We start from the raw sequence: 12,671 nt of genomic DNA, 5'->3' as shown, positions 1-12,671 counted from the left end.
ATATTACGCCAGCAACTGCTCAGCTGCTTCAAGCACTTTTTCAGTGGTAATACCAAAGTGAGCAAACAACTGCTCAGCCGGTGCCGACTCACCAAAGCTGGTCATGCCGATAATTTTACCGGTTAAACCAACATATTTATACCAACAATCGGTAATGCCGGCTTCAACCGCAATACGTTTGCTTACTGCAGAAGGCAACACTGCTTCACGATAAGCGGCATCTTGTTGTTCAAACACATCGCTGGAGGGCATTGATACCACCCGCACCGCCTTGCCCTGTTCTGCAAGTTTAGCGGCAGCTTGCATCGCCAGCTCAACTTCAGAGCCGGTAGCAATAATAATCAGCTCTGGTGTACCTGTGCAGTCACGCAGAATATAACCACCGCGGGCAATATCAGCCAGTTGCTGTGTACTACGCGCTTGCTGCGCCAGGTTTTGCCGCGTAAAAATTAATGTTGTCGGGCCATCAGTGCGCTCAATCGCCGCTTTCCAGGCTACAGCCGACTCTACCTGGTCGCACGGGCGCCAGTTCATCAGGTTTGGTGTAGCACGCAGCGCTGCCAGTTGCTCTACCGGCTGGTGCGTAGGGCCATCTTCGCCTAAACCGATAGAATCATGGGTGTAGACGAAAATGACCCGCTGCTTCATCAGTGCGGCCATGCGCACCGCATTACGGGCATATTCCATAAACATTAAAAAGGTTGCGCCATACGGCACAAAACCACCGTGCAGTGCGATACCGTTCATAATGGCCGACATACCAAATTCACGTACGCCGTAATAAATGTAATTACCGCTGGCATCGCTAGCGTTAAGTGGCTTGCTGCCGGACCAGATAGTCAGGTTAGAACCAGCTAAGTCCGCGGAACCGCCCATAAATTCAGGTAACAGCGGGCCAAAAGCATTTAATGCATTTTGTGAGGCTTTACGGCTGGCAATATTAGCCGGGTTGGCCTGTAACTGTGCAATATATGCCTGTGATTGCTCAGCCCAGTTTGCCGGTAGCTGGCCGGCTACACGACGGCTGAATTCAGCGGCCAGCTCAGGAAATGCTGCACTATAGCGGGCAAACAGTTGCTGCCAGTCTTGTTGTTGCGCACCACCTTTGGCTTTGGCATCCCAATCAGCGTAAATATCGGCCGGAATGTCAAACGGCGCGTGCGGCCACTGCAGAAAATCACGCGCGGCAGCAATTTCGGTATCACCCAGCGGTGCACCGTGGCAATCATGGCTGCCGCCTTTATTCGGCGCACCATAGCCGATAACAGTGCGGCAACAAATTAATGTCGGCTTAGTGGTGTCGGCTTTCGCTTGTTTAATAGCGGCCTCAACAGCTGCAGCGTCATGGCCGTCAACATTGCTGATGACTTGCCAGCCATAGGCTTCAAATCGCGCCGGTGTATTGTCGGTAAACCAGCCTTCAACATGGCCATCAATTGAAATACCGTTGTCATCCCAAAAGGCAATTAATTTACCCAACCCTAAAGTACCGGCCAGTGAACAAGCCTCGTGCGAGATACCTTCCATTAAACAGCCATCACCCAAAAAGGTGTAAGTGTGGTGATCAACAATGTCGAACCCGGGCTGGTTAAACTGCGCGGCCAAAGCTTTTTCAGCAATCGCCATGCCTACCGCATTGGTAATACCTTGTCCGAGCGGACCTGTAGTAGTTTCCACACCCGGCGCGTAACCGTATTCCGGGTGGCCCGGCGTTCTGGAGTGCAACTGACGGAACTGTTTTAAATCGTCAATGCTTAAATCGTAACCGCTTAAATGCAACAAAGAATACAGCAGCATAGAGCCGTGGCCGTTAGACAAAATAAAACGGTCGCGGTTTGGCCACTGTGGGTCTTGTGGGTTATGTCTGAGAAAATCGCGCCATAACACTTCGGCAATGTCAGCCATGCCCATAGGGGCACCCGGATGTCCTGATTTAGCTTTTTGCACCGCATCCATGCTAAGCGCACGGATAGCATTGGCGAGTTGTTTACGAGATGGCATGTTCACTCCTGACATTGCGCGGCTTCTGGTAACGAAGCTGATTATTATTAAGCTGAAATGTTAAGGCCCAACGTGGCGCTATTTTCACAGAGCCCCCGCCGGATGGCAAATTTAAATCCGCCGGCAGAAACAATTTTCAACCGCTCAGATCTAACTGGCTGTACTAACGTAATATGCAACGTAAAATAGCATTAAAGACGTCTGGGTGGCAGATTTTTCTGGCAAAGGCAGCACACTTTATCTAGAATAGCCGCCTATTTTTTGGGTTCGTCATGGCATTTTTCTGCAGAACGAACTTAACTGCATTAACCTTATTTTGGAATACAACCGATGGCACAACACATTTTTACTTCTGAGTCAGTATCTGAAGGACATCCGGATAAAATTGCTGATCAGATTTCTGACGCCGTATTGGATGCAATCCTGGAACAAGATCCAAAAGCCCGTGTGGCCTGCGAAACCTTCGTTAAAACCGGTATGGTATTAGTTGGCGGTGAAATCACTACTACTGCCTGGGTTGATATTGAAGAAATTACCCGTAAAACCGTGCGCGAAATTGGTTACGTACATTCAGATATGGGCTTTGATGCCGACTCTTGTGCCGTATTAAACGCCATTGGTAAGCAATCACCGGATATCAATCAGGGTGTAGACCGTGCCGATCCGAAAGAGCAAGGCGCCGGTGACCAGGGTTTAATGTTTGGTTACGCCAGCAACGAAACAGACGTGCTGATGCCAGCCCCTATTACCTATTCACACCGTTTGGTGCAGCGTCAGGCACAAGTGCGTAAAGACGGTACCCTGCCATGGCTGCGTCCGGATGCTAAATCTCAGTTAAGCTTTATTTATGAAGACGGCAAGCCGGTAGGTATTGATGCCGTAGTATTGTCTACCCAGCACTGCGATACCATCAGTACGGCAGATCTGCGTGAAGCGGTAATGGAAACCATCATCAAACCAGTATTGCCGGCAGAGTGGTTAACAGCTAAAACCAAATTCTTTATCAACCCAACCGGCCGCTTTGTTATCGGCGGTCCTATGGGTGACTGCGGCTTAACCGGCCGGAAAATTATTGTCGATTCCTACGGTGGTATGGCGCGTCACGGCGGTGGTGCTTTCTCCGGTAAAGATCCGTCAAAAGTGGATCGCTCAGCTGCATACGCCGCACGTTATGTGGCGAAAAATATCGTTGCTGCCGGCCTGGCGGAGCGTTGTGAGTTGCAGGTGTCCTACGCTATCGGTGTAGCAGAGCCTACCTCTATCAGCCTGGAAACCTTTGGTACCAGTAAACTGAGCGAAGATCAGCTGATTAAGCTGGTGCGCGAACATTTTGACCTGCGCCCTTATGGCCTGATTGAAATGCTGCAACTGGAACGGCCGATTTATCTGCCAACAGCAGCCTACGGTCACTTTGGTCGCGATGAGTTCCCGTGGGAGCAAACCGACAAAGCGGACATTCTGCGTCAGTACGCAAAATAAACAACGTTTGTTAATTACCTAAAAAGGAGAGCCCGGCTCTCCTTTTTCACACCTGTAGTTATTAACCAGGCGGATAATTTCGCCTTATCATCCCCGGCTTTTTGTGTATTATAAGCCGTTGTGTTGTATCCGGGGTCCTCTGTCTGTGAGCAGAGCGAAACAAAACTATAAGAAAGGAACATGTATGTCTGAACAAACTGCCAACGCCGCTAAAGCCGGCTGGCTTAACCGTGCGCTTAATGCCATAGAAGTGGTCGGTAATAAATTACCCGATCCGGCCGTACTATTTGCTCTGCTGATGGTAGTGGTCTGGGTAGTATCCTGGGCTCTGGCCGGAGTCAGCTTTAATGAAGTTGACCCGCGCACCGGCGCGGCTATTCAGGTAAATAATCTGTTGGCCGCCGATTCCATGACTACCTTTATGGCCAAAATGGTCAATACCTTTGTTACTTTTGCCCCGCTTGGCGTGGTGTTGGTGGCCATGCTGGGTTTAGGTGTCGCCGAGCATACCGGCTTTATTAATGCCGGTTTACGCTCTGTACTGTCGGTAACACCGAAGATGCTGTTAACGCCGGTACTTATCGCGGTCGGTGTTGCCAGCCATATGGCGGTAGATGCCGGTTATGTGCTGGTAATTCCGCTGGGCGCCGTTATTTTCTATGCCGCAGGTCGTCATCCGCTGGCCGGTATTGCGGCTGCCTTTGCCGGTGTATCCGGCGGGTTCTCTGCCACTATACTGCCATCCAGTCTTGACCCGCTGTTATCCGGCCTTACACAGGTATCGGCGCGTTTGTCCTCAGATCCAGCTGCAGCGGAGCTGTTTGTCAGCCCGATGAACAACTACTACTTCACCACCGCATCAACCTTTTTGGTCGTCATTGTCGGTTGGATAATTACCGACAAATTTATTGAGCCACGGCTAAAAGCTACACGCGTTGATGGCGATCCGGCTGATATGCCAAAAATGGATGACTTAAAGCCGAACGAGCGTAAAGGTCTGCGTTGGGCCAGCTTTTCTATGCTGCTAAGCATAGTACTGTTAATTGTATCGGCATTACCGGAGACTTCCGCCTGGCGTGCACCTGCAGGTACTGTGCTGGCTGAAGGTCAGAGCAACCTGCTGGTTTTCGCCGCGCCGTTAATGCAATCTATTGTCAGCATTATCTTTGTGTTCTTTTTAATTCCGGGCGTGGTATACGGCTATGTGTCCGGTAATGCCCAAAACCATCGAGATATTATCAAGGGCATGAGCAAAGCCATGAGTGGCATGGGCTACTACATAGTAATGGCGTTTTTCTGTGCTCAGTTTATCTATGCTTTCGGCCAGTCTAACCTTGGTGCTTTGCTTGCCATTAAAGGCGCTAACTGGCTGCAGGAAATGGCGTTCCCTATGGGATTTACGCTGATTGGTATCGTGTTTTTATCCGGCTTTGTTAACCTGTTAGTTGGCTCAGCGTCAGCTAAATGGGCGCTGATTGGCGCCATTATGGTACCTATGCTGATGGAGCTTGGCGTATCACCCGACTTAACCCAAGCGGCTTACCGTGTAGGTGACTCTTCTACCAATATTATTACGCCGCTGCTGCCGTACTTCCCGCTGATCGTAGTGTTCTGTCAAAAGTACGTCAAGTCTACCGGTATTGGTACGCTGATCGCGCTGATGTTGCCTTATTCCATTGCTATGTTGGTATTGTGGACAGCCTTCCTGCTTGGTTTCTGGGCGCTGGATATTCCACTGGGTGTCGGTTCAAGCTACAGCTACCCTGCCAGCAATTAAGTCTGGTTTAAATAACAACAACCCTGCTACGGCAGGGTTTGTTTTTTCTGTCGCTTGCCTTTGCCGCCTGCTACCATAACGGCATTATTCAGTTGCAGAAGTTTCTATGCGTATTCCAAGAATTTATCACCACGGTGCTATTGCACTTAACCACGAGTTTGCCCTTGATGATGATGCCGCCAACCATGTCGGGCGTGTGCTACGTATGCCTGTTGGCAGTGAACTTGTGTTGTTTAACGGCGATGGCTTTAACTACCCTGCCCGTATCAGCAGCAGCGATAAAAAACGGGTTTATGTGATTGCGGGCGTGCAACAGCCAAACCCGGTTGAATCACCACTGAAAATTCATCTGGGCCAGGGTATATCACGTGGCGACCGGATGGATTTTGCCATTCAAAAAGCGGTAGAGCTGGGTGTGACTGAAATTACGCCATTATTTACCGAGCGCTGCGGTGTAAAGCTGGACGGTGAGCGTTTAGCCAAACGCAATGAGCAATGGCAAAAGATCGCCATCAGTGCCTGCGAGCAAAGTGGCCGCAGTGTAGTGCCTACGGTGCATCCGGCTGTTTCACTCGATAGCTGGCTGGCTCAAGACACAAAAGAATTAAAATTAACCTTGCATCCTTGGGCTAAAGACACCATTAAGACGCTTATACCCAACCCTGATATCCGGTTAGTAATAGGCCCTGAAGGCGGCTTTAGTGAACAGGAAATGGCACACACCACTGCGGCCGGTTTTAACGGCATTCAGTTAGGGCCACGGGTACTGCGCACCGAAACCGCCGCACTTACCGCAATCAGCGCATTACAACTGCAATTTGGCGATCTGGCCTGAGGACACAAGATGAGTAAACCCGTTAAGCTTGGCATAGTGATGGACCCGATATCGGCTATCAATATCAAAAAAGACTCCAGTTTTGCCATGTTGTTGCAAGCGCAGCAGCGCGGTTATCAAATCCACTATATGGAAATGGCCGACTTATATTTACTTGAGGGCCAGGCCCGCGCAGCAACTAAATTATTGACAGTGCAGGAAGATCCGGCCGCTTGGTATCAGTTTGGTAGCGAACAGGACATCGCCCTCAGCGAGCTGGATGTGATCTTAATGCGTAAAGATCCGCCGTTTGATACCGAATATATCTATGCCACCTACATGCTGGAGCGGGCTGAAGATGAAGGTACCTTAATTGTTAATAAACCGCAGAGCCTGCGCGATGCCAACGAAAAGCTGTACACCAGCTGGTTTAGCCAACATACGCCGAAAACCCTGGTTAGCCGCGATGCCAAACGCTTAAAAGCCTTCTATCAGGCCGAGCAAGATGTGATATTAAAGCCGCTGGATGGTATGGGTGGCGCTTCTATTTTCCGCTTAAAGCCGGGTGATGCCAATGTCAGTGTTATTATTGAAACGCTGACCGAACATGGCAGCCGCTATGCCATGGCGCAGCGCTTTATCCCGCAAATCAGTGACGGTGATAAACGAATTCTGGTGGTAAACGGTAAACCCGTGCCATACTGTTTAGCACGCATACCGGCCAGCGGCGAAACCCGCGGCAACCTGGCAGCCGGCGGCCGTGGTGAAGCCAGACCCTTATCCGCGTCTGATCTGGCCATTGCCAATGCGGTAGCACCAACACTAAAAGCCAAAGGGTTAATTTTTGTCGGCCTGGATGTCATCGGCGACAAGCTAACCGAAATAAACGTTACCAGCCCAACTTGTATCCGCGAAATTGAAGCGGCGTTTCCAATCAGCATCACCGGTTTGTTATTTGATGAAATTGAGCAGCTGCTGGCAGCACGCCAGTGACAACCACGTTGTAACGAGGTCACTATGCAGAATTTTCAGAATCATTTTTTAATTGCTATGCCGTCGTTAGATGACCCGCTGTTTAAACGCAGTGTTGCCTATATTTGTGAGCATAATGATGAAGGGGCGATGGGTATTGTTATTAACCACCCGTTGGAAGTAAAAGTAGCCGATTTGCTGCAACAGCTGCAGATTGAATTTGATGCCACAAGCTCTGCCGCTACCGCACACGTTTGTGCCGGCGGCCCGGTACAGCACGACAGAGGTTTTGTGCTGCACACCGCCAAAGAAGGCTACAGCAGCAGTATGCGGCTAAACGACGAGCTGATGGTTACCACCTCAAAAGATATTTTGTTTGATTTAACCACCAATAACGCCCCGGAAAAATTTATTCTGGCGCTGGGTTATGCCGGCTGGACCGCCGGCCAGTTAGAGCAGGAAATCGCCGACAACGCCTGGTTAATTATTCCGGCCGACAGCGGTATTATTTTTGATCTAAGCCATGCCGAAAAATGGCAAAGTGCCACCGCAAAAATTGGCATTAAGCCTTGGCAGCTAACCAATGAGGCCGGTCACGCTTAATGAGTCGCACCATTTTAACCTTTGATTACGGTACCAAAAGCATCGGCGTGGCGGTAGGTCAGGAACTTACCGGCACCGCCTCATTGCTTAGCGCCTTAAAAGCACAGGACGGCACGCCCGACTGGACGCAACTGGAAAAACTGATTGGCGAATGGCAGCCGCAGTTATTGCTGGTAGGCCTGCCGCTGAATATGGACGGCACCGAGCAGCCGTTTACTGTGCGTACACGTAAATTTGCCAACCGCCTGCACGGCCGCTTTGGCTTGCCGGTAGAGCTGCACGACGAACGCCTGACCACCACAGAGGCACGCAGTATGCTGTTTGCCGAAGGTGGCTATCGCAACCTGGCGAAAGATAAAGTAGACAGTTTATCGGCAAAAATTATCTTTGAGAGCTGGTATGAACAACGCAGTTAAACCACCACTTGAACCCGGTTATTATCAGCACTACAAAGGGGCTTATTATCAGGTAATTGACTGTGCCCGCCACAGCGAAACCGAACAATGGTTAGTGATTTACCGCGCGCTGTACGGCGATTTTGGCCTCTGGGCACGGCCGCTTGAGATGTTTACTGAAAACGTGGAAATTGCCGGCGAACTGCTGCCGCGCTTTTTGTTTATCAGCCAAAACAAACCCGACGCCGTTACGGAAAATCTGCCGGATTAACCTCTTGCGCCAGAAGCAGTGTAATGTCCTGCTGCGATAACCAGCTGCGCAGCTGCACCGCACCGGCCTTTAGCTGCTCATGCCGGCCAATTAGTTGCCACAATTGCTGCACAAAGCTGTCAAAACCTGCCGCAGCATCGTAATGCAGCGCCCCGCTCTGGCTGATCACGCTGAGCAAATGCCGTATCAACTCAGCGCTCTGTTGCAGCTTTTGCTGATACGGCGTCAGCGTTTGCTGCAGGCATTGTTGCAACGGGTACAACATCTCTACCGCTTCGCGTAATTGCTGTTTACGTAATTGGCCGCGATGCTCATCACGGTGCACCGGTGCGGTGAGCTTGCTGCGCAATCCGGCCAATTCAGCACTGGCTACCAAGCCGTAACTACTCAGCAGTTGCTCAGCTGCAGCAATCCAACTTTGCAATGCCACCAACGCCTGCGGCTGCTTGCGTTCAAACCCGGTTACCAATGACGGAAACTGCAACAGCAAGTCAGTTAGCGCGTTAACCAAATGGACAGTCGACTTTTGCATGGCGGCTATTCCGGTAATAACCGGCGGCTGATTTCGCCGCTGCTGCTTTCCATCTGCTGCCACTCCATGCCATCTTCAGAGATTTTCAGCTTGATATAAATAATGTTCTCCGGCTTTTCTTCGCGCAGCTTATGCGACTCGGCAATCACATTTAAATTTTCAATCACCTTACGCTGGCTCAGCACCTTAATTTCCTGTGTCGCAGCCGCCACGACTCTGGATGTGATCTGCTCAATATTGAGCTTCGGCAGGCTTTCACGGCTTACCAGCTGATACTCCTCTGCCAGTTGTACTAATTGACGGGCTGCCAATTGGCTGTACTCCTCAACCGGCGCCATATCCTGTTTAATGCGCAGCGACTGCTCCAGATTATGTGTTTGCTCAGTGAGTGCCGCACGTAACGCCTTAGACGCTTTGGCCGGCAAACTGGTGCGGCCCAGGCTGTTAGTCAGCTCTTTGTACATTACACTGTTAAATTTAGTATTATCAATCGGTTGATACTGAGTTTCGGTTTTTTCTGTCAACACATCCAGTGCCACCGGAATAGTAAGTTCAACATCGCCTACGCGCATATGCGGTACAGCGAAATGCTTCAGTAAGTCATGTTTGGCATACTCTTCAGCCACTTTTACCGTTTGAATATCCGCCATCACTCTGGCATTGGTAATGCTGCTGATAATACTGCCCAGGTACTCGTTTAAATTCGGCATGCTGATATCCCTGTTAAAAAGGCCGGCAGCAGCGCCACCGGCCCAAACCTGTGCTAATGCCAATCAGGCACTGACAATACTGTCTTCCAGCATCGTCAGGATCCGGTCTAACCCCGCCGGAATTTCGTCATTCAGTGCCGTTACCTTAACGCCGAGGTTATAAGTTTTCTCTACACTTACCCCGCGGGTCGACGAGCGCTTATATGACGCAGAAGCTTTAAAATTAACGATTTTGTAGTTAATGCCCAGCTCAGCACTGGCAGCAAACTCACTGGATACATTTGAGGTTTCGGTCGAGGTAAGCTTGGCGTTAAAATCGATAGTAATTTCTTCAATTCTAAGCGCCGGTATCGTCAGCATGGTTAAAAACGGCACCTTTATCGACACTTCTGTCGAGATAAAGTTACTGCTGACATCGGTGCCGGGCGGTAATCCCTCGTCGGTTAATTGCTGTGCGGTCTTACCAACATGCGGGTTGGGTGTTGACTTGGTAAAGTCAAAGTCGACATAACGTAAGGCTTTGCTGCCGCCGTTATCTTCAAACCCTACCGCCTGAATAAAGCTCACCTGCGACATCGACGCCGCGTGCTGGGCCTGCACTGCCGCCTGCAACGGCCCGCCGATATAGACACTGAAGTCTAAACTATTGAGTTCCTGTACCAAATTTGGCATGACTCTCTCCCTGCTAGCTGTACCTACTCTGTTAAGGCTTTTCGGTTGCCGCCGACTACTAACTCGCCGGCTGTTAACCACAGCTACTACAGACGGTACATCAGCACCAGCCCGGCAGTGTTATATAGCCTGGCAGGCGCTTGCAGAATAACCAGCAACAAAATGGGGAATTCCGTTACGTTTTACTGATAAATACCTGACAAAATCTACAGCTTTTGCACCGCTCGTCACCGTTTAAGACCGTTACTCACTTTTAACCGCTGCACCTTGAAACTTACGCCTATATTGTCACGGTCATCACTAACAACAGGACAGCACCATGTTTGAACAAACCGAGTTTTTTCACCAATTAAGTCAAATGAACCCGCTACTCTGGGTCGCCTTTATCCCCGCGTTTCTGGCGATTTATTTTTTACCCAGCATTATTGCCGGCTTTTGTAACCGCCGGCATCTGGGCAAGATATTTCTGGCTAATATCCCGGCCGGTTTCTCCCTGATAGCCTGGATGGCACTGATTGTTTGGGCCTTTACCGGCAAACAGAAGAAACCGGCTGAACAAACAAGCCAATAGATAGTACACTGTGTTTAATCAGTTTTTTGCTTGCGCGGGTATTACGACAGCAGCTATGACAATACTAAACACATTTCGCCGCAGCATCGCAGCAAACAGTTGCAGCAGCGCCTATTTATGGGCGCAACTGTTCACCATGTTGATTTATGCCGGCTATTTTATGGCCTACACCCTGCCCTTGCTAACGCCGGAGCAACCGCGCTTATATTGGCTGTTTTTAGTAAAATACAGCATTGAAGCCGCCTGTTTTGTGTTGCTAAGCCATGTGTTGCTGCGTCCGGTGCTGAAAGCCGACAATATCACCACGCTAAAGCGCTGGTCAGTATTTGTTTTACTGTTGCTGGTGGCGGCAATAGCTCAAACCATTATTTCCTATTATCTATCCAGCATTGAAGTACTGAAAGATACCGATATGAGCAAGGTAAACGTAATAACCGACAAGAGCGATACGCCATTACAAATGAACTTTAGCACCAGCTTTATGTTGGTGGCACTGATGACCTCGTTTAGTGTGATGTATCTGGTATGGGGCGCCGGTTATATTGCGTGGCAAAGCCGCCAGGCGCGTAAAGCATTACAACAGCAAATGCTGCAAGCACAGCTACAACAACTTACTAATCAGCTTAGCCCGCACTTTTTATTTAATGCTTTTAACAGTATCCGCGCGCTGATTTTTGAAGATCAGCATAAGGCAGCTGATACCGTAACGCGGTTATCAGAATTATTCCGCTTTCACCTGCAGGCGCATTTACAGCCGGAATCTACGCTGCATCAAGAGTGGCAGTTAACAGAGCAATATCTGGCCATTGAACAGGTGCGGTTGGAGCAGCGGCTGCAATTTAGCTGTGCTATAGCTGATGACGTATGGCAAAACCCGTTACCCACGCTAAGCCTGCTTACGCTGGTTGAAAACGCGGTTAAGCATGGTATAGCACCTAATGTTGCTGCCGGGCAATTGCACATCAGCGCTACCGCTGTGGATGATGGTTGGCAGTTAACGGTAACCAACAGCGTACAAGCCAATACGGCTCAGGCCGGCACGGCCACCGGTCTGGCTAATTTACGCAGCCGGCTGCAATTGATGTATGGCAACAATGCCAGGCTAAAACTGACACAAAACAGCACTCAATTTAGCGTACAGCTGGAGTTTCAACATGTATAACTGCCTGCTGGTAGATGACGAGCGCTTAGCACGCAGCGAATTAAAACGCCTGCTAAAAGCGCATCCGCAATGCATAATCGCCGCGGAGGCACAAAGCGGCGAAGAGGCTCTGCAGCAGCTGGCTCACAGCAAAATTGATTTGGTGTTTCTTGATATCCAAATGCCCGGCTTAACCGGCTTACAACTGGCAGAGCATATTCCGCCAGGTACGCAGTTTATCTTTTGCACCGCCTTTAACAGCTTTGCTTTAGATGCATTTGAGCTAAATGCGGTAGATTATCTGTTAAAGCCGATAGCGCCGGAACGGCTGGCTAAAGCGCTGCAAAAGCTACGCCCGGCAAATGCCGATGCAGCGCCGCACTTTTTAGCGGAACAACATGGTATTTTGCTTAAATTCGGTGACAGCCAGCGTGTGGTAAAGCTAAACGAAATCAGCCGCTTTGAAAGCATCGGTAACCATGCGGCGGTATATACCCCCTATGGCAAAAGCTTTATTCACAGCTCACTGGCGAAGATTGAACAAAAGCTCGACCCGGCACTTTTTTTCAAAGCCAGCCGCGCCGATATAGTACGCATCAGCGCCATCAGCCAGATTGAGCCGGCAATAGCCGACGGTGGTTTAATTGCCGTGTTGCAAGACGGCCAGCAGGTAGATGTCAGCCGGCGTCAGGCACAGCAGCTAAAACAGCAGTTTAGTGCCTTTTAGCCGCTA

Annotated in this window: 14 protein-coding genes; 10 read left to right on the top strand and 4 right to left on the bottom strand. The window is 50.0% G+C overall.

Annotated features, from left to right (window positions below):
- Positions 1–3: 3 nt before the first annotated feature.
- Positions 4–2,001: a transketolase gene (gene tkt / locus HRH59_RS02780; protein WP_173499744.1), complete on the bottom strand. Its 1,998-nt coding sequence runs from the start codon at positions 1,999–2,001 to the stop codon at positions 4–6.
- Positions 2,002–2,331: 330 nt separating this feature from the next.
- Here tkt and metK point away from each other — a divergent pair, with 330 nt between their 5' ends.
- The 7 genes from metK (at position 2,332) to HRH59_RS02745 (ending at position 8,312) form a co-directional block, all read left to right on the top strand.
- A complete protein-coding gene (gene metK / locus HRH59_RS02775; RefSeq protein WP_173499743.1) occupies positions 2,332–3,480 on the top strand; it encodes a methionine adenosyltransferase in 1,149 nt (382 codons plus the stop codon).
- Positions 3,481–3,664: 184 nt separating this feature from the next.
- Positions 3,665–5,257 carry an AbgT family transporter gene (locus HRH59_RS02770; RefSeq protein WP_173499742.1) on the top strand — a complete coding sequence of 531 codons (1,593 nt, stop codon included), beginning with the start codon at positions 3,665–3,667 and terminating at the stop codon, positions 5,255–5,257.
- 106 nt (positions 5,258–5,363) lie between these two features.
- Positions 5,364–6,092 carry a 16S rRNA (uracil(1498)-N(3))-methyltransferase gene (gene rsmE, locus HRH59_RS02765; RefSeq protein ID WP_173499741.1) on the top strand — a complete coding sequence of 243 codons (729 nt, stop codon included), beginning with the start codon at positions 5,364–5,366 and terminating at the stop codon, positions 6,090–6,092.
- Positions 6,093–6,101: 9 nt separating this feature from the next.
- Positions 6,102–7,064, top strand: a complete 963-nt coding sequence (gene gshB / locus HRH59_RS02760; RefSeq protein WP_173499740.1) for a glutathione synthase — start codon at positions 6,102–6,104, stop codon at positions 7,062–7,064.
- Positions 7,065–7,088: 24 nt separating this feature from the next.
- Positions 7,089–7,646 carry a YqgE/AlgH family protein gene (locus HRH59_RS02755; RefSeq protein ID WP_173499739.1) on the top strand — a complete coding sequence of 186 codons (558 nt, stop codon included), beginning with the start codon at positions 7,089–7,091 and terminating at the stop codon, positions 7,644–7,646.
- Positions 7,646–8,062 (top strand): Holliday junction resolvase RuvX, encoded by a 417-nt coding sequence (gene ruvX / locus HRH59_RS02750; protein ID WP_173499738.1) that lies wholly within the window; start codon positions 7,646–7,648, stop codon positions 8,060–8,062. Before HRH59_RS02755 ends, ruvX begins: the two co-directional genes overlap by 1 nt.
- Complete coding sequence (locus HRH59_RS02745) at positions 8,046–8,312, top strand: DUF1653 domain-containing protein (protein WP_173499737.1); 267 nt, start codon at positions 8,046–8,048, stop codon at positions 8,310–8,312. Before ruvX ends, HRH59_RS02745 begins: the two co-directional genes overlap by 17 nt.
- Here the strand turns inward: HRH59_RS02745 and HRH59_RS02740 are convergent.
- From HRH59_RS02740 to HRH59_RS02730, 3 genes are all read right to left on the bottom strand, one after another.
- Complete coding sequence (locus HRH59_RS02740; protein WP_173499736.1) at positions 8,290–8,844, bottom strand: hypothetical protein; 555 nt, start codon at positions 8,842–8,844, stop codon at positions 8,290–8,292. The genes HRH59_RS02745 and HRH59_RS02740 overlap by 23 nt on opposite strands.
- Positions 8,845–8,849: 5 nt before the next feature.
- Positions 8,850–9,554 carry a hypothetical protein gene (locus HRH59_RS02735; protein ID WP_173499735.1) on the bottom strand — a complete coding sequence of 235 codons (705 nt, stop codon included), beginning with the start codon at positions 9,552–9,554 and terminating at the stop codon, positions 8,850–8,852.
- A 63-nt stretch (positions 9,555–9,617) separates the two neighbouring features.
- On the bottom strand, positions 9,618–10,226 hold the full coding sequence (locus HRH59_RS02730) for a DUF2589 domain-containing protein (RefSeq protein ID WP_173499734.1): 609 nt from the start codon (positions 10,224–10,226) through the stop codon (positions 9,618–9,620).
- Positions 10,227–10,545: 319 nt separating this feature from the next.
- Between HRH59_RS02730 and HRH59_RS02725 the strand changes: the two genes are divergently transcribed.
- The 3 genes from HRH59_RS02725 to HRH59_RS02715 are packed head-to-tail and all read left to right on the top strand — an operon-like array spanning position 10,546 to position 12,665.
- Positions 10,546–10,797: a superinfection immunity protein gene (locus tag HRH59_RS02725; RefSeq protein ID WP_173499733.1), complete on the top strand. Its 252-nt coding sequence runs from the start codon at positions 10,546–10,548 to the stop codon at positions 10,795–10,797.
- A 55-nt stretch (positions 10,798–10,852) separates the two neighbouring features.
- Positions 10,853–11,959, top strand: a complete 1,107-nt coding sequence (locus HRH59_RS02720) for a sensor histidine kinase (RefSeq protein WP_173499732.1) — start codon at positions 10,853–10,855, stop codon at positions 11,957–11,959.
- Positions 11,952–12,665 (top strand): LytR/AlgR family response regulator transcription factor, encoded by a 714-nt coding sequence (locus tag HRH59_RS02715; RefSeq protein WP_173499731.1) that lies wholly within the window; start codon positions 11,952–11,954, stop codon positions 12,663–12,665. The genes HRH59_RS02720 and HRH59_RS02715 overlap by 8 nt, the downstream gene beginning before the upstream one ends.
- Positions 12,666–12,671: the final 6 nt, after the last annotated feature.

Source organism: Rheinheimera lutimaris (assembly GCF_013283795.1).
Lineage (GTDB): Bacteria > Pseudomonadota > Gammaproteobacteria > Enterobacterales > Alteromonadaceae > Alishewanella > Alishewanella lutimaris.
Note: the sequence above shows the minus strand (reverse complement) of the source record. Positions and strands in the feature narration are given on the sequence as shown.

What these genes read in the sequence shown, in the direction of transcription:
- tkt (WP_173499744.1), bottom strand. Translation starts at nt 2,001, where the DNA reads ATGCCATCTCGTAAACAACTCGCCAATGCTATCCGTGCGCTTAGCATG.
- metK (WP_173499743.1), top strand. Translation starts at nt 2,332, where the DNA reads ATGGCACAACACATTTTTACTTCTGAGTCAGTATCTGAAGGACATCCG.
- HRH59_RS02770 (WP_173499742.1), top strand. Translation starts at nt 3,665, where the DNA reads ATGTCTGAACAAACTGCCAACGCCGCTAAAGCCGGCTGGCTTAACCGT.
- rsmE (WP_173499741.1), top strand. Translation starts at nt 5,364, where the DNA reads ATGCGTATTCCAAGAATTTATCACCACGGTGCTATTGCACTTAACCAC.
- gshB (WP_173499740.1), top strand. Translation starts at nt 6,102, where the DNA reads ATGAGTAAACCCGTTAAGCTTGGCATAGTGATGGACCCGATATCGGCT.
- HRH59_RS02755 (WP_173499739.1), top strand. Translation starts at nt 7,089, where the DNA reads ATGCAGAATTTTCAGAATCATTTTTTAATTGCTATGCCGTCGTTAGAT.
- ruvX (WP_173499738.1), top strand. Translation starts at nt 7,646, where the DNA reads ATGAGTCGCACCATTTTAACCTTTGATTACGGTACCAAAAGCATCGGC.
- HRH59_RS02745 (WP_173499737.1), top strand. Translation starts at nt 8,046, where the DNA reads ATGAACAACGCAGTTAAACCACCACTTGAACCCGGTTATTATCAGCAC.
- HRH59_RS02740 (WP_173499736.1), bottom strand. Translation starts at nt 8,844, where the DNA reads ATGCAAAAGTCGACTGTCCATTTGGTTAACGCGCTAACTGACTTGCTG.
- HRH59_RS02735 (WP_173499735.1), bottom strand. Translation starts at nt 9,554, where the DNA reads ATGCCGAATTTAAACGAGTACCTGGGCAGTATTATCAGCAGCATTACC.
- HRH59_RS02730 (WP_173499734.1), bottom strand. Translation starts at nt 10,226, where the DNA reads ATGCCAAATTTGGTACAGGAACTCAATAGTTTAGACTTCAGTGTCTAT.
- HRH59_RS02725 (WP_173499733.1), top strand. Translation starts at nt 10,546, where the DNA reads ATGTTTGAACAAACCGAGTTTTTTCACCAATTAAGTCAAATGAACCCG.
- HRH59_RS02720 (WP_173499732.1), top strand. Translation starts at nt 10,853, where the DNA reads ATGACAATACTAAACACATTTCGCCGCAGCATCGCAGCAAACAGTTGC.
- HRH59_RS02715 (WP_173499731.1), top strand. Translation starts at nt 11,952, where the DNA reads ATGTATAACTGCCTGCTGGTAGATGACGAGCGCTTAGCACGCAGCGAA.